The sequence below is a fragment of the Frigoribacterium sp. CFBP 13712 genome, from assembly GCF_014842255.1.
Lineage (GTDB): Bacteria > Actinomycetota > Actinomycetes > Actinomycetales > Microbacteriaceae > Frigoribacterium.
Genome location: NZ_JACYVH010000005.1, coordinates 201,746 through 221,943, shown reverse-complemented (window position 1 = coordinate 221,943; position 20,198 = coordinate 201,746). Strand labels below are relative to the sequence as shown.

Here is a 20,198-nt window from a genome sequence, read left to right as displayed (position 1 = left end):
GGCGTCGATTCTACTCGGGGGCGACCGGCCCGAGAGTCGCCGAGGAGGCGCGGGCCGGGTGGGTCAGGAGGTCGCGTCGGCCTCGAGGCGGGCCTCTTCGGCCTCGTCGATCTCGCGCTCGTAGGCGTCGCGCACGAGACGGAACCAGAGGAAGATGGCGAAGCCGGCGAACACGACCCACTCGATGGCGTAGAAGATGTTGAGCCAGTTCAGCGACACGTCGGAGTCCGGTGCCGGCGAGCTGATCTGCTCGAGCTCGCCCCAGCTGTCGGCCGCCACGACGTAGCCGCCGTAGACGGAGCCGTCGAAGTCGCCCCACTCGTTGACGAGACTCGCGACCGAGACGACCGTCTCGCGGCCGTTCTCGAAGTCGCCGTCGGAGGGAGCCTCGCTCGGCGAGTACCGACCCGTCAGCGTCAGCTCGGTGCCCACGGGCACGTCGGCCTCGGCCTCGGTCGCGTCGGACTCGTCGGCCGACCAGCCGAGCGCCACCGCCGCAGACGCCCCGTTCGCGTCGTCGACGAAGCGTCCGATCAGCCAGTAGCCGAGATCGCCGTCGTTGACGCGGTCGGAGACGACGCGGAAGTCGTCGGGCGCGAATTCGCCGGTCACGCTGACCATCTGACCGCCGACCCTGTCGTAGAACGGGGTCTGCGGCTCGGTCACGTCGGACAGCACCTTGACCGTCTCGGTCTCCGGGTTGGCGACCTGACCGCTCTCGATGCTGCGCTCGAGCTGCCAGTGGCCGAGCCAGGCGAAGATGCCGGAGATGACCAGCGACAGCGCGAGCATCGCGATCCAGCGACCGCGACGGGCCACCTGCCACATGCTCTCGGGCAGAGGCGAGCCGTCGGGACCGGTCGTCAGGGGACGTTCGTCGGTGCGGCTCACGAACGGCATCGTACCGTCGGCCGCCGGTGACCCCGCTGGGTGCGCGGGCGCGCGGCGGCTCAGTACTCGGGGTCGCGCTGCCGGGTCGCCCGCTGGTCGGACTGCTGGCCGGCCTGCTCGGCCCAGAGCGCGGCCTCGGCGGCGTCCATCTCGTCGAGGTCGTCGAGGTCGTCGTCGTCCGCGGTGCCGCCGGGGCGACCGGCGGGGCCGCCCGGGCGCCCGGCCGCACCCTCGGCGGTCGTCACCCCGGGGCCGAGGCGCCGCACGCGCTCGGGCTCGGTCTCGGGTGCGCCATCGACCGACTCGGCGGCGTCCGGATCGGCGAGCGCCGCCTCCATCAGGGCTATCTCGTCCGTGCCGCGGGCTGCCTTCTCGCGGCGCCGACGCTCGATCTCCTCGCGCTCGGCGCGCTTGCGCGAGCGGAGCAGGACTCCGCCGATGCGCTCCGAGTTCGACGCGAGGAGCGGACCGACGACGGCCATGACCAGGACGTAGAGGCCGGCGAACGGCTGCAGGCGTTCGTCGAGGCCCGCCCCCATCGAGAGGGTCGCCAGGATGAGCGCGAACTCGCCGCGGTTCTGCAGGATCGCCGCCGTGTTGATGCCGGCCTGCGGCCCGAGCTTGTTGAGCCACGCGACGAACTGCCCGGCGAGGATGTTGAGGCCGACGGTGATTCCGATCGCGATCGCCACGGGCCCGAGCACCGTCGGGAAGAGCGCGGGGTCGAGCCCGAGCCCGAAGTTCAAGAAGAAGAAGGCGCCGAAGACGTCGCGCATCGGCAGGGCGAACTGCTCGATGCGGTTGCGGTAGCGGGTCGCCCCGGCGATCAGACCGATCAGGAACGCGCCGATGGCATCGGTGACGCCCAGCACCTCGCCGAGGCCGCCGAACAGGACGGCGAGACCGAAGAACAGCACGGTGAAGAGCTCGTCGTCTTTGGTGCGCATCAGCCGCGAGACGACCTTGCCGCCCCAGCGCGCGATCGAGAACATGATCACCAGGAACGCGAAGGCGACGACGAGCTTGAGGATCACCGGCAGCGGGTCCGTCTCGCCGCTCAGCACGACCGACACCACGGCGAGGTAGATCGCGATGAAGATGTCTTCGACGACCGTCACACCGAGGATCATCGGCGTCTCGCGGTTCGCCAGCCGGTTGAGCTCGATCAGCAGCTTCGTGACGATCGCGCTCGACGACGTCGCCGTCATTCCGGCGATGATCAGGGCCTCGCGGGTGCCCCAGCCCAGCATGAAGCCGAAGACGAGCCCGACGCCCATGTTGACGAGGATGTAGCTGCCGCCCGAGACGATCAGCCGCCCCGCGTTCGAGAAGAACTCGTCCTGGTCGAACTCGAGACCGAGGTTGAACAGCAGCAGGATCAGCCCGAAGATCGCGATCAGCTCGATGCTGTCGGTCTCGAAGCTGAGCGGGAACCACCCCGTGTTCGTGCTGGCCAGCAGACCGACCAGCATGTACACCGGGATCGACGGGAGGCCGATCAGCTTGCCGGCCCTGCCCAGGACGTACGCGAGCAGCAGGAGGATGCCGAGGACGATCAGCTCTTCACCCAGGTGCACGGGCGTCAGCCCCCGGGAGGAGCGTCGACCGGCGACCGGTGCTTGAGTTCACCCGTGCGGTAGTACGAGAACGCCTTCGCGACCTTCTCAGGGGAACCCGCGACCACGAGCGTGTCGCCGGGGAACACCTTGAAGTCGCCCGACGGCGCGGGGTTGGCGGCGTCGCCGCGCACGACGGCGACGACCGTGAGGCCGACCACGCCCCGGGCGCCGAGATCGCCGAGGGGCTGCCCGGCGATGTGGTCGTCGTAGTCGACCGTGAACCAGTCGATGCTGAGACCCGGGATCTGATCGAGCGCCGAGAGCGACTCGGTGATGCGCGTGCCGCCCAGCAGCTCGGCCAGGGTGTGGGCCTCGTCTTCACTCAGACGGAGGGACACCTTCGTGACGTCGGCCGCGTCGGCCTCGTCGCTGAACGTGATGAGGTCGCTGTGACCCGAGCGGTGCGTGATGACGCCGCACTTGCCGCCGTCGTCCGTGATGAAGGTGTGCAGCACCCCGACGCCGGGGAGCTTGACTCGACGCACGTCAACCATGGTTCGTCTCCAGTGCACTCGGGGGCAGTCGTCTCAGCCTAGCGTCGGGTGACGACGCCGAGGCCGGGCTGCTCACGGCGGGTGCAACGGCATGCCCACGGGGTTTGTTCCCGGGTGACCGAGGAGGCGCGGCGGCGGTCGTCCCGTCGCCGCGCCTCCTGCAGGTCGGTCGCCCCGCGACCCCCGCGGCTCAGCCCACGCTGCCGCCGGGGCGGTCGGCGGAGGTGTCGTCGCCGGGGGTGCCGGCGGGCTCGACGACGTTCTCGTCGGGCTTCGGCGCGCCTCCCTGATCGGCACCGGGCACCACCATGTCGTCCTCTTCGAAGCCGAAGGCGATGTCGGGAGCCTCGAGACGGACCCGGTCGGCCGACTCGTCGTCGGGTTCGAGCTGGCTGGCGCGCTCGGCCGCGACCCGCTTGAGGTAGTTCGCGACCTCGGCCTCGGCCTCGTCGTCGCTCCAGCCGATCACGCCCGCCATCAGCTTGGCGGCGACGGGCGCCGCGGACTCGCCGCGATCCCACGCCTCGATCGAGATGCGGGTGCGGCGGGCGAGGACATCCTCGAGGTGCAGGGCGCTCTCGTGGCTGGCGGCGTAGACGACCTCGGCGCGGATGTAGTCGTCGGCGCCGGGCAGCGGCTCGGCCAGCGACGGGTCGTCGCGGATGAGGTCGAGTATCTCGTCCGTCGTGGTGCCGTAGCGGTTCAGCAGGTGCTCGATGCGCACCTTGTGGACGCCGAACGCCTTCGCGATCTTGCCGCGCTTGTTCCACGCCGCGTGGTACCCCTCTGCGCCGATCAGCGGGATCTCCATCGTGGTGCTCGACGGGATGCGGCCGTCGAGGGCCGCGACGGCCTCGTCGATGGCGTCTTCGGCCATGACCCGGTAGGTCGTCCACTTACCGCCCGCCACCACGACGAGCCCCGGCACGGTGTGGGCGACGATGTGCTCGCGCGACAGCTTCGAGGTCTGGTCGGACTCGCCGGCCAGCAGCGGTCGCAGCCCGGCGTACACGCCCTCGACGTCGTCACGGGTGAGCGGCACCGCCATCACCTTGTTGACGTGCTCGAGGATGTAGTCGATGTCGGCCGCCGTCGCCGCGGGGTGCGCCTTGTCGAGATCCCAGTCGGTGTCGGTGGTGCCGACCAGCCAGTGGCGACCCCACGGGATGACGAACAGCACGCTCTTCTCGGTGCGGAAGATCATGCCCATGTCGGAGTGGATGCGGTCGCGGGGCACCACCAGGTGCACGCCCTTCGACGCCCGGACCTTGAACTGGCCCCGCTCGCCGACCATGGCCTGCGTGTCGTCCGTCCAGACGCCGGTCGCGTTGACGACCTGCTTCGCCCGGATCTCGAAGTGCTCGCCCGTCTGGTAGTCGTGCGCCTTGACGCCGACCACGCGCTCGCCCACCTTGACGAACCCCTCGACGCGGATGCGGCTGGCCGCATGAGCCCCGTAGGCGGACGCCGTGCGGACCAGCGACGAGACGTAGCGCGCGTCGTCGACCTGGGCGTCGTAGTACGTGAGCCCCCCGACGACCGCGTCTTTCGACAGGCTCGGGATCGCCCGCATCACCTGCGTCTTGGTGAGGTGCCGGTGGTGCGGCACCCCGGGCGGACGCCCGCCCGTCCAGCTGAAGATGTCGTAGAGCGCCATGCCGGCACCGATGTAGAACCGCTCGTAGACCGGCTTGCTCAGCGGGTACAGGAACCGCACCGGCTTGACCAGGTGCGGCGCGAGGCGCTGCAGCAGCAGCCCCCGCTCGATGAGCGCCTCGCGGACCAGGCGGAAGTTCAACTGCTCGAGATAGCGGATGCCGCCGTGGACGAGCTTCGACGAACGACTCGACGTGCCCGAGCCCCAGTCGCGGGCCTCGACGATGCCGACGCTCAGACCCCGGGTGACGGCGTCGAGGGCCGAGCCGGCGCCGACGATGCCGCCGCCGATGACGAGGATGTCGAGCTCTCTGGTCTTCATCACCTCGACGGCGGCCGCCCGTTCGTCGGGGCCGAGCTTCGTCGAGAGCGAAACGGACGCGGACCTGGCCATGCGAGCCTCCATCGTTGGATCGGAACGGGGACGCTCGTCGCGCCCACCCGTCCATCCAACGCCCCCACGGCCGAGCCCGCCATGAGGCGGCGCTCAGCTGGGGACGGGCGACCGGCTAGTGAGGCTGGTAAGGGGCGACGACGACCTCGCTGCGCTGGAACTCCTTGAGGTCGCTGTAGCCGGTCGTCGCCATCGAGCGTCGCAGGGCGCCGATCAGGTTCGCCTGGCCGTCGACCGTCTCGGCGGGGCCGTAGAGGATCTTCTCGAGCGTGCCGACCTGGCCGACGTGCACACGGCGCCCCCGGGGCAGCTCGGGGTGGTGCGCCTCGGCGCCCCAGTGGTACCCGCCGCCGGGCACGTCGGTCGCCCGGGCCAGCGCGGCGCCGAGCATGACGGCGTCGGCGCCGCAGGCGACGGCCTTGACGATGTCGCCCGAGGTGCCGAGGCCGCCGTCGGCGATGACGTGCACGTAGCGCCCACCCGACTCGTCGAGGTAGTCGCGGCGCGCCCCGGCGACGTCGGCGACGGCGGTCGCCATCGGCGCGTGGATGCCGAGGGAGGCGCGGGTCGTCGACGCGGCGCCGCCCCCGAACCCGACGAGCACGCCCGCGGCGCCGGTGCGCATCAGGTGCAGCGCCGACGTGTAGGTCGAGGCGCCGCCGACGATCACCGGGACGTCGAGCTCGTAGATGAACTTCTTGAGGTTGAGCGGCTCGGTCGTCTTCGACACGTGCTCGGCGGACACCGTCGTGCCGCGGATGACGAAGACGTCGACACCGGCGTCGACGACCGTCTGGTACAGGTCTTGGGTGCGCTGCGGGCTCAGCGAGCCGGCCACGGTGACCCCCGCGGCGCGGATCTCGGCGAGGCGGGCGGTGACCAGCTCGGGCTTGATCGGCTCGGCGTAGATCTGCTGCATGCGGGCGACCGTCTCGGCCTCCGGCAGGCCGCGGATCTCGGCGAGCACCGCCTCCGGGTCGTCGTAGCGGGTCCAGACGCCCTCGAGGTCGAGGACGCCGAGGCCGCCGAGCTGACCGATGCGGATGGCCGTGGCGGGGCTGACGACCGAGTCCATCGGCGCCGCGATGATGGGCGACTCGAACGTGAACGCGTCGATCGACCAGCTCACCGACACGTCGCGCGGGTCTCGCGTCCGTCGGCTCGGGACGATCGCGATGTCGTCGAATGCGTACGCACGGCGGGCGCGCTTGGATACGCCGATCTCTACCTCAGTCACCGGGCCACCCTACCGGAGGCGCGGCTCGTGCCCCCGGGTCGCTCGCGCCCGGTTCGCTCCCCCGCCGCTGGGCCCCCGTCAGCGGGCGAGTCCGGCGGAAACGGGCCACCGGAGGCGCCCGTCTCGATCGAACTCGCCCGCTTTCGCGCCGTCGACTCGGGTGAGACGCCCGCCCGGGCCAAGACCTCACCGAGGCGGCGGGTGTCGAGAGCCGTCGACCAGCCCCAGCGGGCGAACCCCTGCACCTCGGGCAGGGACCGGATCTCGTCTTCACGATGCTTCTCGTCGATGACGACCTGCTCGACGGTGCGACCGTTCATCACCGCCGGGTCGGTGTACTTGATGCGACCGTCGGATTCTCCGACCGCTCCTGCGTGCGGCCACCAGTTGTCGACGATGGCGACTCTCCGACCCGTCGTGTCGAACAGGGGATGCTGCAGCACGGGGTCGGGCAGCCCGAGCAGCCGGAACCCGACTCGGCTGACCGATTCGAGGGGCCCCGCCGAGAGCGGGGAGGCGAACTGCAGCACGGCGCGGACACGGGTCGCGCCTCGTGCGGTGTCGCGCGACGCGAATTCCTGAGCCAGCTGCTCGAGGGTGACCGCTCCGATGCGCAGCGCGTGATCGGTCATGACGACCGCTCGGAGGAACGACTCGGTCAGGCACACGTCGACCAGGGTCGTCTCGACGGGTGTCACCAGCACGCCATCGATCTGCGGCAGACCCGGCAGGTCGTAGTCGGAGCGGGCGTGCTTGACGAAGCCGTGCTCACGACGACTGCCTCCCGGCGGGGCCACGAGCACGTGCACCACCGGCGGCGGCGCCCCCACGAGCGGCAGGCCGTGCAGCACCGCGGCCGAGAGATGGCTGACCACGACCCGGGTCCGGCACGCGGCCGCCGCGGCGACGACCGTCAGCCGGTATCGCTCGTCGACTCCGAGCCGCCGCCACAGAGCGGACTCCACATACGCTCCCCGGCGGACGCCGACGAGTTCGCCACGCCTGCAGGCTCGACGGAGCTCGGCGTCGTCGAGCCCGAGAGCAGTGAGGTCGCGACTGAGGATGAGACCCGGGTGACGCGAGGTGAGGAGCATCGCCCCAGGGTGGCGGGCCCACGGGCGGTCGGCCGGTGGTCTCCGTCGCCCTGTGGACGGAGCTGAGTCGCCGGCTCCTGTGCAGGTCGCCTCGCGGGTCCCCTGTGCACATCCCGCGGACAGGCGAACGGGCGAGTCCGGCGGAGGCGGGCGTGGTAACACGACCGGCTCCGCCGGACTCGCCCGTTCTGGGCAGCGCACCGCGCCGCAGCGCGGGGCGGGGCGGCGGACTAGCGGCGGTAGTTGGGAGCCTCGACGACCATCTGCAGGTCGTGCGGGTGGCTCTCCTTCAGACCGGCCGCCGTGATGCGGACGAACTTGCCCTTCGCCTTCAGCTCGGCGACGGTGCGACCGCCGACGTAGAACATCGACTGGCGCAGGCCGCCGGTCAGCTGGTAGACGACGTTGCCCAGCGCGCCGCGGTAGGGCACCTGGCCCTCGACGCCCTCGGGGATGAGCTTGTCGTCGGAGGGGACGTCGGCCTGGAAGTACCGGTCTTTCGAGTACGACGTGTTCTTGCCGCGGGTCTGCATGGCCCCCAGCGAGCCCATGCCCCGGTAGTTCTTGAACTGCTTGCCGCCGACGAAGACCAGGTCGCCCGGGCTCTCGTCGCAGCCGGCCAGCAGCGAGCCGAGCATCACGGTGTCGGCCCCGGCGACCAGCGCCTTGGCGATGTCGCCCGAGTACTGCAGCCCGCCGTCGGCGATGACCGGCACGCCGACCTCGCGCGCCGCGAGCGACGCCTCGTAGACGGCGGTGACCTGGGGCACGCCGACACCCGAGACGACCCGGGTGGTGCAGATCGAGCCCGGGCCCACGCCGACCTTGATGGCGTCGGCGCCGGCCTCGATGAGGGCCTCGGCGCCCGAGCGCGTCGCGACGTTGCCGCCGATCACGTCGATCGCGACGAACGACGGATCGGCCTTGATGCGGCGGATCATGTCGAGCTCGCCCGAGCTCTCGCCGTTGGCCGTGTCGACCACGAGCACGTCGACCCCGGCGTCGCGGAGTGCGCAGGCGCGCTCCCAGGCGTCGCCGAAGAAGCCGATCGCGGCTCCGACCCGCAGTCGCCCCTCGTCGTCTTTGGTGGCGTCGGGGTACTTCTCGCTCTTGTCGAAGTCCTTGACGGTGATGAGACCGCGCAGCTTGCCGTCGGCGTCGACCAGCGGCAGCTTCTCGATCTTGTGCTCGGCGAAGATCGCGATGGCCGAGTCGGGATCGACGCCCTCGGGCGCCGTGATGAGCGGTGCCGACGTCATGACGTCGCGCACGAGGGTGGTCTGCATCTCGAACGTCGACACGAAGCGCATGTCGCGGTTGGTGATGATGCCTACCAGCGTGCCGTCGGCCTCGACGACCGGGAGACCGGAGACGCGGAACTGACCGCAGAGGGCGTCGACCTCGGCCACCGTCGCATCGGGGCTGGTCGTCACCGGGTTGGTGATCATGCCCGACTCGCTGCGCTTGACCTTGTCGACGTGCGCCGCCTGATCGACGATCGAGAGGTTGCGGTGGATGATGCCGATGCCGCCCTGGCGTGCCATGGCGATGGCCATGCGCGACTCGGTGACGGTGTCCATGGCGGCCGACAGCAGCGGGACGGCCACGCGGATGCGCTTCGTCAACCGCGACGAGGTGTCGGCCTCGCTCGGGATCACGTCGGTGCGCCCGGGCAGGAGCATGACGTCGTCGTACGTGAGTCCGATGAATCCGAACGGATCCGGCTGGTCCATGAGTGCCCTTCGAAGGAGCGGATGGGGGGCGGTGTGCACCGGATCGCCGTCGAGTGCCGGTAGTCGATGTTAACCCTCGCCGCGCCTCCTGCATTCCGAGGCTCGACGGTCCGAAACGGCCGAGGAGGCGCAAGAAGGTCACAGAACAGCGACGATTTTTCGACTCTTGCCTGTGTCGTGCACGAAACATGGCCGACACACGGCGAAAGTAGCGTCACCAACGACGGTAGCCAGCGGCACCCGGGGCATCGCCCCGACTGGCACCTGTCCAGGAGGTTCCGTGAAACCCGACACGACCATCGCTCCGCCGACACCGTTGCGGCCAGCCCTGTTCGTCACAGTCCTGACGCTGCTGCTCGCACTCGCCGGCGCCTTCCTGTCCGTGATGATCGCGCCCGAGCCCGCCAGGGCCCAGGGCGGGGCGACCGCCTCGTGCACCGTCGACGACGCCACGGCCTGCATCCAGGGCAGCATCCGCACCTCCGAGGGCGAGCCCGCCTCGGGGGTCGTGCTCACCGTGACGGGGCCCGGCGGCTTCGAGGGCACGGCCGAGGTCGACGGCACCGGCCGCTGGGCCCTGCCCGTGACCGAGGGCGGTCAGTACACGGTCGCCCTCGACACCGACTCGCTGCCCGACGGCGAGTTCCTGACGAACGCCGAGCAGGACGAGCGCATGGTCAACGCCACGCTCGGCGCCAACGCCGGCGTCATCTTCCAGCTCAGCGCGACCGAGGGCGCCACCACCGGCGATTCGGCAGCCGCCTTCAACTGGGAGCGCGTCGGTCAGCAGCTCGCCTCGGGCATCCGCCTCGGCCTGCTGCTCGCCCTGGCGGCGATCGGCCTCTCGCTGATCTACGGCACGACCGGGCTCAGCAGCTTCTCGCACGGCGAGCAGGTGACCCTCGGCGGCCTCCTGGCCTACGTCTTCGCGAACCAGCTGGGCATGAACATCTTCCTGGCCGCGATGATCACCGTCGTGATCTGCGCCGCGACCGGGTTCATCCAGGACTGGGCGATCTGGAAGCCCCTCCGACGGCGGGGGTTGAGTCTCACCCAGCTGATGATCGTCACCATCGGCCTCTCGATCGCGCTGCAGTACGCGTTCCAGTACTTCTTCGGCGCCGCGACCGTGCGGATCCAGACGGCGAACCCGTCGACGGTCACCCTGGCGGGCATCACCCTGACGGTGCAGTCGTACGTGGCCATGGGCATCTCGATCGTCGTGCTGGTGCTGACCGGTCTCTTCCTCACGAAGACCCGCACCGGTCGCGCCACCCGCGCCGTGTCCGACAACCCGGCGCTCGCCGCGGCCTCCGGCATCGACGTCGACCGCATCATCCGCCTGGTCTGGACCGTCGCGGCCGCCCTCGCCGGTCTCTCGGGCGTCATGCTCGGGCTCGTGCTGAACGGCGTCAACTGGATGACCGGTCTGCAGATCCTGCTGCTCATGTTCGCCGCGGTGACCCTGGGCGGACTCGGGACGTCGTTCGGCGCCCTCGCCGGCTCGCTCATCATCGGCGTCATCGTCGAGCTGACCAACCTGGTGCTGCCGGGTGACTTCAAGTACGCCACCGCGCTGCTGATCCTGATCGTGATCCTGCTGTTCAGGCCGCAGGGCATCTTCGGTCGCGCCGAGCGGATCGGTTAAGGGGACTACTCATGGACTACGTCATCTCACTGCTCCGTGCCCTCACCGGCGAGGCGCTCGCGCCCACCACGGCGGCCTTCGCCCTCGCGGCCATCGGCCTCAACATCCACTTCGGCTTCACCGGGCTGATCAACATGGGTCAGGCCGCCTTCCTCCTGGTCGGCGCCTACGGCTTCGCCATCTCGCTGACCAGCGGTCTGCCGATCGGGGTGGCCGTGCTGATCGGTCTGCTCTGCGGGGTGATCTTCGCGCTCATCCTCGGCGTGCCGACCCTGAAGCTGAGGGGCGACTACCTCGCCATCGTCACCATCTGCGCGGCGGAGATCATCCGCATGGTCGGCAGATCGAGCATCCTGACCGACGTCACCGGCGGCTCGAACGGCATCACCGGCTCGTCGTACCGCGACGCCTTCACCGCTCTCTCGCCCCTGCCCGACGGTCAGACCACGATCCTCTGGTTCACCTACGACAACAACGGGGTCAGCGGCTGGTGGATCCGCATCGTGGCCTGGGGCCTCGTCGCCCTGCTCTGCGTGATCGTGTTCCTGCTCAGCCGCAGCCCCTGGGGTCGTGTGCTGAAGGGCATCCGCGAAGACGAGGACGCCGTGCGCAGCCTCGGCAAGAACGTCTTCTCGTACAAGATGCAGGCGCTGGTCTTCGGTGGTGTGATCGGCTCGCTCGCCGGGATCATCTACGTGCTGCCCTCGTCGGTGCAGCCCGACGCGCTCGGCCGCTCGACGACCTTCTTCATCTGGACGGCCCTGCTGCTCGGCGGCGCCGCGACGGTGTTCGGGCCCGTGCTCGGCGCGATCCTGTTCTTCGTCGTCCGACTGCTGATCCGCACCCTGGCCGGCGACTTCATCCCCGCGAGCATCATGAGCAACCAACAGGCCGACCAGTTCTCGTACGTGCTCGTCGGCGTCGCCCTCATGTGCCTGATCATCTTCAGGCCACAGGGGATCCTCGGTAACAAGAAGGAGCTGTCGTTCAGTGTCTGAGACAACCACGACCGGTGGCCGCGCACGCAAGGCCGGCTACGACTACGACCGCGACGCCCTCCGCGCCAAGCTGACCGGCGTCGACCGCACCCCGGGCTCGTCGAAGCCCGACCCCATCCTGACCGTCGACAACGTCGTGCGTCGCTTCGGCGGCATGACCGCCGTCGACGTCGGACACGTGGAGGTGCAGCGCGGCGCGATCACGGCGCTGATCGGCCCGAACGGGGCCGGCAAGACGACCTTCTTCAACCTTCTGACCGGCTTCGACAAGGCCTCGTCGGCCCCCACCGCGTTCAACCGCGGCGAGGGCACGGCGAAGTGGGTCTTCGACGGCAAGCCGATGGGCAACGTCGGCGCCGCCAAGGTGGCGCGCGCCGGCATGGTGCGCACATTCCAGCTGACGAAAGCGCTGTCGCGGCTGACCGTGATGCAGAACATGCTGCTCGGCGCCCGCGACCAGCCCGGCGAGAACTTCTTCGTCGGCATCGTCCCGCCGCTCTGGAAGGCCCGTGAGCGCGAGATCACGGCGAAGGCCGAAGATCTGCTGAAGCGGTTCAAGCTCGACGACAAGCGCGACGACTACGCCGGCAGCCTGTCGGGCGGCCAGCGCAAGCTGCTCGAGATGGCCCGCGCCCTCATGAGCGACCCCGAGATGATCATGCTCGACGAGCCGATGGCCGGCGTGAACCCGGCCCTGACGCAGTCGCTGCTCGGTCACATCCAGAGCCTGCGCGACGAGGGCACCACGGTGCTCTTCGTCGAGCACGACATGCACATGGTGCGCCACATCTCGGACTGGGTGATCGTGATGGCCGAGGGCAAGGTCGTGGCCGAGGGCCCCGCCGACACCGTCATGGACGACCAGGCCGTGATCGACGCCTACCTCGGTGCGCACCACGACACCGACCTGGGCGACGACTCGCTGCTGACGGACGCGGTGCTCGAGGAGCTCGAGCAGGAGGTGGCCGCAGAGGACGCGGCCCGCGCGGACGACGCGACCAGCGCCTCCTCGGCCACCGGCGGCGGCATCGCCGGACGCGATCTGCCCGGCTCACCCGACCCCTCGACCCCCGCCGCCACCAACGCGGCGGACGACCAGCAGACCGGAGACAAGAAGGCATGAGCGCCTCGACCACGCAGATGCACCCGGGAACCGAGAAGTTCGCGGGCATCGAACCGATCATGAACGCCAGCGACCTCGTGGCGGGCTACCTGCCCGGGGTCAACATCCTGAACGGCTGCGACCTGGTCTGCTACCCGGGCGAGCTGATCGGCATCATCGGCCCGAACGGCGCCGGCAAGTCGACCCTGCTGAAGGCGCTGTTCGGCCTCGTCAAGATCCACTCGGGCGCCGTCACCCTCGGCGGCGAGGACATCACGAACCTCAAGGCCAACAAGCTGGTGCAGGCCGGCGTCGGCTTCGTGCCGCAGACGAACAACGTGTTCCCGTCGCTGACCATCGAGGAGAACCTGCAGATGGGGATGTTCCTGCGCCCCAAGAAGTTCGCCGAGCGACTCGAGTACATCTACGACCTGTTCCCGGTGCTCGCCGACCGTCGCGGTCAGCGGGCCGGATCGCTCTCGGGCGGTGAACGACAGTCGGTCGCCATGGCGCGCGCGCTCATGATGGACCCGAAGGTGCTGCTGCTCGACGAGCCGTCCGCGGGCCTGTCGCCGGTGCGCCAGGACGAGACGTTCATCCGCACCCGCCGCATCAACAAGGCCGGCGTCTCGGTGATCATGGTCGAGCAGAACGCCCGCCGCTGCCTGCAGATCTGCGACCGCGGCTACGTTCTCGACCAGGGGCGCAACGCGTACTCGGGCACCGGCCGCGAGCTCGCCGACGACCCGAAGGTGATCGAGCTCTACCTGGGCACGCTCGCGAAGGACGTCGACGACTCGCACTGACGCGTCACCCGCATCACCTGGAGGCCCCGCACGCTCGTCGTGCGGGGCCTCCGTCGTGCCGTGGCGGCATCGTCCCGCACCGCGACCCCAGGGTGGGCGGAAAGCGCCGTTCCGCACGCCGCGATGGGCGTCTTCTGACCACCGCAGGGCGCAAGGCGCACGAGCCCCACACGCGCACCCGTGCCGCGACCCAGGTTGGTCGGAAAGCGCCGTTCCGCACGCCGCGATGAGCATCTTCTGACCACCGACGCACGCGAGGCGCATGAGCCCGCACGCGCACCCGTGCTGGCGACCCCAGGGTGGGCGGAAAGCGCCCCACGTCACGCCGCGAAGGGCCGTTTCCGACCACCCAGGCGGTGAGGTGCGGGCCGGCGACAGCACCCGGGCGCACGACGGAGGCCCCGGNGTTACTGGACCGTGCCCTCGACCGCCGTCTGGTAGACGATCTTGTTGTCGCCGTCGAACTTGTAGATGCCGATGAAGGCGCTCGACGGGTCGTTCTGGTCGTCGAATGCTCCGATGCCCGAGGGGCCGGTGTAGGAGATGTCGTCGCCGGCCTCGATCGCCGTCTTGCAGTCGGCGAAGGTCGAGCACTCGGTACCGCCGTCAGCACCCGACACCGCGGCCATGTTGGCCTGGATGGTGCCGGAGTCCGTTCCGCCGCCCTTCACCGCGGCGAGCGCGGCGAGCATGGTGGCGTCGTACGACTCCTGTGCGTACGAGTAGTCGGTCAGCGCCGAGCCCGCGCTCTCCTGGTAGTAGGTGTTGAAGCGCTCCTGCAGGTCGGACGACGGGAACGCACCGGGGATGGTGCCCTGGGCGCCCTCGAGGGTGCCCGGGTCGAAGTCCTCGCTGTAGTCGGCCGTGTTGCCGTCGGACATGTAGATGCTGGTCATGTCCGCACCCTGGGCGACGAGCTCGGGGACGATCGACTTGGTCTCGTCGAACGCGAGGATCACGATCGCGTCGGGGTCGGTGGCCAGGGCCGCCGTCACCTCGGACGAGAAGGTGGTCTGACCGGGAGGGAACTCCTGGCCTTCGCCGGTGCCGCCGTAGACGACGGTGCCGCCCGAGGCCTCGACGGACTCCTGCACGGAGTCGCGGAGACCGGTGCCGTAGGTGTCGTTGAAGACGAGGAACGCGACGTTGGCGCGACCGTCGTTGACGATCTGGGTGCCGAGCGCCGACCCCTGGACGGAGTCCGGCGGCGCGGTGCGGAAGTAGTACGACGAGTAGCCGCTGAGCGAGGACGCCGTGTTGGCGGGCGAGATCTCGACGATGCAGGCGGCGGTCAGCTGGTCGATGACGTTCAGCGTGACGCTGGACGACTCGGCGCCGATCGCGACCGGGACCTTCGCGTCGATGAGCTGCGTCGCTGCGGCACTCGAGACGGTGAGGTCGTTGCTGTCGCCGGAGTCGGTGCGGGGTTCGACCGTGACGTCCTGGTCGAGCACGCCACCGGCGGCGTTGATGTCCTCGACGGCGAGACCGATGCCGGCCTCGGCGGGCGGAGCGAGGTAGGCGAGGGTTCCCGTGTTCGGCAGGATCGTGCCGATGCGGAGCGCGTCCTGTCCGGGGCTGCTGGGAGCCTCGCACGATGCTGCGGGGTCGGCCTTCTGCGAAGCCGAAGGCGACGACGACGCGCCGTCCTCCGGAGTCGACGACGTCGACGAACAGGCGGCCAGCAAGACGGAGGCGGCCCCTGCGAGCGCCAGAGCCTTCAGGCCTTTGGTGGATCGGATCATCCGTAGTCCCTTTCGTGAAGCGCGGAGAGCCGGACCGACACTAGGCAGACGGTCCTCGCGATTGAGTAGAAACTAGGGCTGGATTGTTTCTGGCGTGTGTTCTGGTCGTCACTGGACCGTTTCGTTAGCAATTCGTGACTTGCGCTCAATACCGCGATTCCGCCGCGACGATCGCACCGCGTCGGTGGAGAGCACGATGAGCGCGACCCAGACGATCGCGAAGCCGATCCAGCGGGTGACCGGCATCTCTTCGTGCAGCAGCACCACGCCGACGATCAGCTGCAGCACCGGTGCGAGGTACTGCGTGAGACCGATCGTGGCCAGCGGCAGACGACGTGCTGCGGCGGCGAAGAGGAGCAGCGGCACCGCGGTGACGACGCCCGAGCTGATCACGGTCAGGGTGTGGACGACCGAGACGGAGCCGAAGACGACCCCGCCGCCGACCCCCGTGACGGCCATGACGACGAGCGCCGCCCCGGCCACCGGGGTCATCAGCATCGTCTCGAGCGTGAGACCGCCGATGGCGTCGACCCGCCCGCCGACCTGCTTCTTGACGAGACCGTAGAGACCGAACGAGGACGCGAGCACGAGCGACACCCACGGCACGTCGCCGGTGCCGATCGCGATGACCAGCACGGCGACGCCGCTGAGGGCGACGGCCGCCCACTGCGCGGGGCGCAACCGCTCGCGCAGGACGACGACGGCCAGCAGCACGGTCACGATCGGGTTGATGAAGTACCCCAGAGCGGCCTCGACGACGTGCCCGGCGAGGGCGGCGGTGATGAAGACCGTCCAGTTGACGACGATGAAGACGCCGGCGAGCCCCATGGTCGCGACGAGGCGGGGCTGCCGCAGCAGGCGGACGAATGCGGGGAAGCCCCTGGTCGCGGCGAGCAGCGCGAGGCAGAACACGAGGGAGAAGACGATGCGCCAGGCGACGATCTCGAACGGCCCCGACGGCGACATCAGCAGGAAGAACACGGGCAGGACGCCCCAGAGACCGTAGGCGCCGACCGCGAACGCGAGCCCGGATCGGGCGGCCCCGCCGGCGGCACCGGGCGAGCCGCCACCCTGCGTCTCGGAGACGAGCGGGGCGGCGGGAGCCGAGGAGGCGCGGGGGCGGCTGGTGGTCACGTCACGACTGTAGGCCGGGCGACCGACACCGCGACACGTCCACCTCCGACAGGGTGGCGCGTCCGACCGCCGCTCTCGGGAGGCGCGACCTGTGGAGGAGGCGACCCGCGCCTCCTGCGGTCCCTTAACGACGAGAACCCCCGCCGAAGCGGGGGTTCTCGAGGAGCTGTGTCGAACGACTAGCGGACGACGACGGCGAGGACGTCGCGAGCCGAGAGGACGAGGAAGTCCTCTCCGCCGTACTTGACCTCGGTTCCGCCGTACTTGCTGTAGATGACCTTGTCGCCGACGGCGACGTCGAGCGGCACACGGTTGCCGTTGTCGTCGATGCGACCCGGACCGACGGCGACGACGTCGCCCTCTTGGGGCTTCTCTTTCGCGGTGTCGGGGATCACAAGGCCGGAAGCCGTGGTCTGCTCGGCTTCGACCTGCTGGATGACGATGCGATCTTCGAGCGGCTTGATGGAGACCGACACGGTTGCCTCTACTTTCTCGGAACTTCGAAAAACGTGGGTTGGCACTTGCCACGTGCGAGTGCCAGAAACAACTGTAGGGCGTCACTGGCACTCGGTCAATCCGAGTGCCAGTGATGCGCGTCGGTCTCGTCGACCCCGGGCCCCGGACCTCGGCGGATGCGTGAGACTGGACGACATGGATGCGTCGGAGCTGCTCGAAGTCCTCTCTCCCGAGGGGCTGCGGCTGCTCGACTCCCTCCCCCCGTGGCGGGCCTCCGACGACGTCGTGTCGTCGGTCGCCGCGCTGCGGAAGCAGGGCCACCCCGCCGAGCGCGTGTCGGCCGTGCTGACCCAGGCGCGCCTCCGCAGCAAGGCGGAGGGGAAGTTCGGCGAGTTCGCCAGTCGCATGCTCTTCACCGAGGCCGGTCTCGAGCAGGCCACGCGCCTCGGCGTCGCCGCCCGCCATGCCGATCGCTACCGCTCGGCCGGACTCACCAGCGTCGCCGACCTCGGCTGCGGCATCGGCGGCGACGCCCTGGCCTTCGCGGCCCTCGACCTCGACGTGCTGGCCGTCGACCGCGACGAGGTGACCGCCGCCGTGGCCTCGTACAACCTGTCTCCGTGGTCGTCGTCGCGAGTGCGTCAGGGCGACGCCGACACGACCGACCTGACCGATGTGCAGGGGGTATTCCTCGACCCGGCGCGCCGCACCGGCGGGCACAGCGCCACGAAGCGGATCGCCGACCCCGCCGACTGGTCGCCGTCGCTCGACGTCGCGTTCGCCTTCGCCGACCGCCTGCCGACGGGCGTGAAGCTCGGCCCGGGGATCGACCGCGACCTCCTGCCCCGCGACGCCGAGTGCCAGTGGATCTCGGTCGATCGCGACGTGGTCGAGGCCGGGGTCTGGTTCGGACCGCTGGCACGGGCCGGGGTGGGCCGGTCCGCCCTGGTGATCAGCGCCTCCGGGGCGGCGGAGCTGACGGCGCCCGCCGACTCGGACGACGTCGAGGTGGGCGATCTCGGCGAATGGCTGTACGAACCCGACGGCGCCGTGATCCGCGCGCGTCTGATCGGCGACCTGGCCCGCTCGATCGACGCCCGCATGATCAGCCGCGACATCGCCTGGCTGACGGCCGACCAGCGGATCGAGACCCCGTTCGCCCAGGGATTCCGGGTGCTCGAGACGTTCCCCCTCGACGAGCGGACCCTCAAGCGCGAGCTGCGGACGCGGGGCATCGGCCGCCTCGAGATCAAGAAGCGCGGGGTCGACGTCGACCCCGCCACGTTCCGCAAGCGCCTCTCGCTGCAGGGCTCGGGGTCGGCCACGCTCGTGCTGACCCGGGTCNCGAGGGTGCGGCGGCCTCCGTCGCGGAGCCGGGTCTGCGGCTCAGGTGCCGCTGTAGTACCCGTCGCCCGTCGACGGCATCTCCGAGAGCACGCTGAAGAACAGCACCCAGGCGCCGATGATCAGGAGCGACAGGCCGATGCCCACGTAGCCGGTGATGAGACCGGTCAGCCAGAACCCGCGCGCATGACGTTCGCGCTTCTGCCCCACGTGACCGAGCACCACGCCGGCGATCGAGAAGAGGACTCCCGACCCGAAGAGCACCAGCGACATCAGCACGCCGAGGATCGACCCCGACATCGACAGGATGCTCAGCAGACTCGAGGGCCTGGGAGCGCCACCCTGCTGATAGGTGGCGTACTGCGAGCCGTAGGGCTGCGGGGCGCCGTACTGCGGGGCTCCGTTCTGCGGGGCGCCGTACTGCGGGGCGCCGTACTGCGGGGCGCCGTACTGCGAGCCGTAGGGCTGCGGGGCGCCGTACTGCGGGGCTCCGTTCTGCGGGGCGCCGTACTGCGGGGCGCCGTACTGCGGGGCGCCGTACTGCGGGCTCCCGTTCTGAGGGGCTCCGTACTGCGGAGCGCCGTAAGGCTGCGGGCGTCCGTACTGCTGCTGGCCCTGCTGGCCCTGCTGGCCCTGCTGCGCACCATAGGGCTGCTGCGGAGCGGCGCCGTACGGCGCTCCCCCGCCCGGCTGCTCGCCGAACGGCGACTGACCGGGCCGGGTCGGCGCCCCGTACTGCTGACCACCCGACGACGGCTGGGGTCCGTCGGAGGCCTGCTGACCGGGCGCGGGTCGTCCGTACTGCCCCGGCTGCCCGTACTGGCCGTACTGCCCCTGCGGACCCGCGCCGTAGGGCGCCGACCCGGGAGGCCCCTGCGGCGCAGGAGCGGACCCGACCGGAGAGGCCTGCTGCCCCGGCGCGACGAACGGGTCGGCGACCGGTCGTGACCCGGCAGGAGGCGCGGGCTGGGTCGGAGGCGCGGGCTGGGTGGGAGCCCCGGGGTACGCGGTCGGGGGCAGCGACGGCGACGCCGCCCCGCCCTCGGCGGTCGCGACCGCGGGATCAGCGCCCGACGACTCGGCACCCGACCGATCAGCCCCCGACGAGCCCGACGTCTCGGACCCCGACGGCGCGGGCGAGGGAGTGGAGGCCGGAGGGACCGGGCCGGGAGGTGTCGTGTCGTCGGTGGCCATGAGGACCCTTTCGAGTGCGGTGCGGCGGTCGTGACGGACGGACGAGCGCCCGATGCACGAGGGGGCCCGCGCCGGTGAGCGCGGACCCCGTCATGGTATCGACGTCGTCGATGAGTGGACTCGGAGCGATCAGAACCCGGACTCGTAGCTCTGGTCGTACGCGAATCCGCCGGCGGCGATCGCGACGATGAAGAACACGACGACGGCGATCGCGCCGAGCAGGCCGAGGTAGCCGAGCACGAGGCCGATGATCGCCATGACCTTGCCCTGCTCGCCGGTCCGCTTGATCTGGCGCAGCGAGATGTGGCCCGTGACGATGGCGACGATGCTGAAGACGAACGAGCTCAGGATGCTCGCGACGAGCGACACGATGGCCAGCACGTTGGTCTTCGGCGACTGGCCGCCGTAGCCGCCCTGCCCGTAGCCGCCCTGCCCCTGGGCCTGCCCCTGATAGGGGTTCTGCTGATACGGCTGCTGCTGCGGCTGGCCGCCGGGCTGCCCCTGCGTGCTCTGCGAACCCTGCGGGTACTGCGGGTACTGAGGCGCCGGGGGGTTCTGCGGGCCCTGGCGGGCCGGGTCGTGGTCGGTCATGCCGAGGTCTCCTTCTGTCTGAGTGGCCCCGAGCCTACGCGGACCCGCCCGCGCTCCGCCCT

At 70.3% G+C, this 20,198-nt stretch carries 16 protein-coding genes, 1 pseudogene and 1 CRISPR repeat array; of the genes and pseudogenes, 5 read left to right on the top strand and 12 right to left on the bottom strand.

Annotation, left to right across the window (positions count from 1 at the left end; genetic code table 11):
• Positions 1-63 precede the first annotated feature (63 nt).
• The 7 genes from IFT51_RS10760 to guaB form a co-directional block, all read right to left on the bottom strand.
• A complete protein-coding gene (locus IFT51_RS10760; protein ID WP_192061071.1) occupies positions 64-891 on the bottom strand; it encodes an SURF1 family protein in 828 nt (275 codons plus the stop codon).
• A 59-nt stretch (positions 892-950) separates the two neighbouring features.
• Positions 951-2,468, bottom strand: a complete 1,518-nt coding sequence (locus tag IFT51_RS10755; RefSeq protein WP_192061070.1) for a cation:proton antiporter — start codon at positions 2,466-2,468, stop codon at positions 951-953.
• A gap of 5 nt (positions 2,469-2,473) precedes the next feature.
• Positions 2,474-3,004, bottom strand: a complete 531-nt coding sequence (locus IFT51_RS10750; RefSeq protein WP_192061069.1) for a cation:proton antiporter regulatory subunit — start codon at positions 3,002-3,004, stop codon at positions 2,474-2,476.
• A 190-nt stretch (positions 3,005-3,194) separates the two neighbouring features.
• Positions 3,195-5,054 (bottom strand): glycerol-3-phosphate dehydrogenase/oxidase, encoded by a 1,860-nt coding sequence (locus IFT51_RS10745; RefSeq protein ID WP_192061068.1) that lies wholly within the window; start codon positions 5,052-5,054, stop codon positions 3,195-3,197.
• 115 nt (positions 5,055-5,169) lie between these two features.
• Positions 5,170-6,291: a GuaB3 family IMP dehydrogenase-related protein gene (locus tag IFT51_RS10740; RefSeq protein WP_192061067.1), complete on the bottom strand. Its 1,122-nt coding sequence runs from the start codon at positions 6,289-6,291 to the stop codon at positions 5,170-5,172.
• Positions 6,288-7,385 carry a type IV toxin-antitoxin system AbiEi family antitoxin domain-containing protein gene (locus IFT51_RS10735; RefSeq protein ID WP_192061066.1) on the bottom strand — a complete coding sequence of 366 codons (1,098 nt, stop codon included), beginning with the start codon at positions 7,383-7,385 and terminating at the stop codon, positions 6,288-6,290. Before IFT51_RS10735 ends, IFT51_RS10740 begins: the two co-directional genes overlap by 4 nt.
• 230 nt (positions 7,386-7,615) lie before the next feature.
• Entirely contained in the window at positions 7,616-9,118 is a 1,503-nt protein-coding gene (gene guaB, locus IFT51_RS10730; protein ID WP_192061065.1) for an IMP dehydrogenase, read from the bottom strand.
• A 280-nt stretch (positions 9,119-9,398) separates the two neighbouring features.
• Between guaB and IFT51_RS10725 the strand changes: the two genes are divergently transcribed.
• The 4 genes from IFT51_RS10725 (at position 9,399) to IFT51_RS10710 (ending at position 13,672) form a co-directional block, all read left to right on the top strand.
• Positions 9,399-10,766 (top strand): branched-chain amino acid ABC transporter permease, encoded by a 1,368-nt coding sequence (locus IFT51_RS10725; protein ID WP_243215248.1) that lies wholly within the window; start codon positions 9,399-9,401, stop codon positions 10,764-10,766.
• 11 nt (positions 10,767-10,777) lie between these two features.
• The gene (locus IFT51_RS10720; protein WP_192061064.1) at positions 10,778-11,764 is read left to right on the top strand and encodes a branched-chain amino acid ABC transporter permease; all 987 of its coding nucleotides are present in this window, start codon (positions 10,778-10,780) and stop codon (positions 11,762-11,764) included.
• 70 nt (positions 11,765-11,834) lie between these two features.
• Complete coding sequence (locus IFT51_RS10715; protein WP_197981995.1) at positions 11,835-12,887, top strand: ABC transporter ATP-binding protein; 1,053 nt, start codon at positions 11,835-11,837, stop codon at positions 12,885-12,887.
• A 17-nt stretch (positions 12,888-12,904) separates the two neighbouring features.
• Positions 12,905-13,672, top strand: a complete 768-nt coding sequence (locus tag IFT51_RS10710) for an ABC transporter ATP-binding protein (RefSeq protein ID WP_371740764.1) — start codon at positions 12,905-12,907, stop codon at positions 13,670-13,672.
• Between the two features lie 407 nt (positions 13,673-14,079).
• Here the strand turns inward: IFT51_RS10710 and IFT51_RS10705 are convergent, their stop codons facing one another.
• The 3 genes from IFT51_RS10705 to groES all read right to left on the bottom strand — a co-directional run bounded on the left by IFT51_RS10705 (position 14,080) and on the right by groES (position 17,027).
• Positions 14,080-15,417, bottom strand: coding sequence for an ABC transporter substrate-binding protein (locus IFT51_RS10705; protein WP_192061061.1), 1,338 nt, complete (start codon positions 15,415-15,417; stop codon positions 14,080-14,082).
• Positions 15,418-15,525: 108 nt separating this feature from the next.
• Positions 15,526-16,551, bottom strand: a complete 1,026-nt coding sequence (rarD, locus tag IFT51_RS10700) for an EamA family transporter RarD (RefSeq protein ID WP_192061060.1) — start codon at positions 16,549-16,551, stop codon at positions 15,526-15,528.
• A 179-nt stretch (positions 16,552-16,730) separates the two neighbouring features.
• Positions 16,731-17,027, bottom strand: coding sequence for a co-chaperone GroES (groES, locus tag IFT51_RS10695; RefSeq protein ID WP_192061059.1), 297 nt, complete (start codon positions 17,025-17,027; stop codon positions 16,731-16,733).
• Between the two features lie 175 nt (positions 17,028-17,202).
• Between groES and IFT51_RS10690 the strand changes: the two are divergent.
• Positions 17,203-18,351, top strand: a pseudogene (locus IFT51_RS10690) (SAM-dependent methyltransferase); the annotation flags it as partial.
• Positions 18,352-18,393: 42 nt separating this feature from the next.
• Here IFT51_RS10690 and IFT51_RS10685 read toward each other — a convergent pair.
• Both IFT51_RS10685 and IFT51_RS10680 read right to left on the bottom strand, forming a co-directional pair.
• The gene (locus tag IFT51_RS10685; protein ID WP_192061058.1) at positions 18,394-18,651 is read right to left on the bottom strand and encodes a DUF4190 domain-containing protein; all 258 of its coding nucleotides are present in this window, start codon (positions 18,649-18,651) and stop codon (positions 18,394-18,396) included.
• 75 nt (positions 18,652-18,726) lie between these two features.
• A CRISPR array of direct repeats spans positions 18,727-18,930; the repeat unit is 24 nt; unit sequence CTGCGGGGCGCCGTACTGCGGGGC.
• Positions 18,931-19,674: 744 nt separating this feature from the next.
• Positions 19,675-20,136: a DUF4190 domain-containing protein gene (locus tag IFT51_RS10680; RefSeq protein ID WP_192061057.1), complete on the bottom strand. Its 462-nt coding sequence runs from the start codon at positions 20,134-20,136 to the stop codon at positions 19,675-19,677.
• Positions 20,137-20,198 lie beyond the last annotated feature (62 nt).